Here is a 1,574-nt window from a genome sequence, read left to right as displayed (position 1 = left end):
ATGGGAGCAGCTCTGCGACGGCTGCGGCAAATGCTGCCTCCACAAGCTGGAGGACGAGGCGACGGGCGAGATCCACGGCACCAACGTCACCTGCAAGCTGCTCGATGCGCAAACCGGCCGCTGCAGCAACTATCGCCAGCGGAAAGCCTTCGTGCCCGATTGCGTGCGGCTGACCCCCGAACTTGCCGGACGGCTGAGCTGGCTCCCGTCCACCTGCGCCTATCGGCTCCGTTCGGAAGGCAAGCCGCTCCCCGAGTGGCATCATCTGATCAGCGGCGATCCGGAGAGCGTCCACGCGGCCGGAATGTCGGTGCGCGGCTGGACCGTGTCGGAGACGGAGGCGGGGGACCTCAGCTACCACATGACGGACCGTGAGCTCTGACCTGAGCTTCCACGCGGGTGGGACCAGCACTCCACTGACGCTGAAACGTTCGCCCCGTGCGAAGGTGATGCGGCTGCGCGTCGATGCCCGAACGGGAGCGGTCGTCCTGACCCTCCCGCCCCGCGCCTCGGAGCGGAAGGCGCTGCAATGGGCGGCCGGGCATCGCGCCTGGATCGAGGCCGCGCTTGCGGCAAGGCCGGCCGCGGCGCCGATCGAGCCCGGCGCCGAAATCCCGCTCCACGGGGAGCCGCATCGGATCGACTGGAGCCCCTCCGCCTCGCGGGTGGTGAAGGTGGAGAGCGGCCGCATGATCGTCGGTGGTCCGCTCGAAACGCTCGAGCCGAGGCTGCTGCGCTGGCTGAAACAGCATGCGCGGACGGTGCTGGACCGTGAGACGCGCGAATTCGCCGCCAAGGCCGGAGTCACCGTCGCCCGCACCGGCATCGGCGATCCGCTGTCGCGCTGGGGAAGCTGCTCGAGCTCGGGCGCCATCCGCTACAGCTGGCGGCTGATCCTTGTGCCCGAATGGGTGCGGCGGGCGACGGTCGCGCACGAGGTCGCGCACCGGGTGCACATGAACCACGGACCCCAGTTCCATGCTTTGCTCGAGCAATTGCTGGGCTGGGATCCGAAGCCCGCCCGCCAGTGGCTGCGCCGGCACGGGGCGTCCGTCCACCGTCTCGGAAGGCCTTCCTAGCGGTCGTCCTGCGGCGGAGGCGGCGGCTCCCGGGGCGGCGGCGGCGGACGGTTGCGGTTGGTGACCCTGTCCAGCCACTCCTGGTTCAATTCCTCTTCCGGCGGCTGCTCCTCGCGCGGCCGTGTCCGCGGCTCGGGCGTGGCAGCGCCCGGCGCCGGCTGTCCGTCCGCGGGGATCGGATTGCCGTCCGGATCGACCAGCATCATGTCGTCGGGCTCGCCTTCCCAGGCGGCATTGTCGCCGTCGGTCTGCCAGTCGGGCAGGGTCACCTCGGTCTCGAACTGCTCCACCGGCCGGTTGGCGACGGCCCGAACCATGAAGGCGTGGAAGGCGGCGGCCGGTGCCCGCCCGCCCTGAAGGCCCGGGATCGGCCGCGCATCGTCGCGTCCCATCCAGACGCCGGTCGTGATCCCGCTCGAAAAGCCGATGAACCAGCCGTCCTTGTTCGCGGTGGTCGTCCCGGTCTTGCCGGCGACGGGTCGGCCGATCTGGGCG

The 1,574-nt window shown here is 70.6% G+C and carries 2 protein-coding genes and 1 pseudogene; 2 read left to right on the top strand and 1 reads right to left on the bottom strand.

The features are described 5' to 3' along the window. The coding region (locus VF662_RS07105) for a YcgN family cysteine cluster protein (protein WP_464139313.1) at nt 1–382 on the top strand (382 nt) is incomplete at its 5' end. Further along, the gene (locus VF662_RS07100) at nt 372–1,079 is read left to right on the top strand and encodes a M48 family metallopeptidase (protein WP_464139311.1); all 708 of its coding nucleotides are present in this window, start codon (nt 372–374) and stop codon (nt 1,077–1,079) included. The genes VF662_RS07105 and VF662_RS07100, both read left to right, overlap by 11 nt. Here VF662_RS07100 and VF662_RS07095 read toward each other — a convergent pair. After that, a pseudogene (locus VF662_RS07095) lies at nt 1,076–1,574 on the bottom strand (penicillin-binding protein); the annotation flags it as partial. The gene VF662_RS07100 and the pseudogene VF662_RS07095 overlap by 4 nt on opposite strands.

Source organism: Allosphingosinicella sp. (genome assembly GCF_036387215.1).
In the GTDB taxonomy this organism is placed as follows: Bacteria; Pseudomonadota; Alphaproteobacteria; order Sphingomonadales; family Sphingomonadaceae; genus Allosphingosinicella.
Note: the sequence above shows the minus strand (reverse complement) of the source record. Positions and strands in the feature narration are given on the sequence as shown.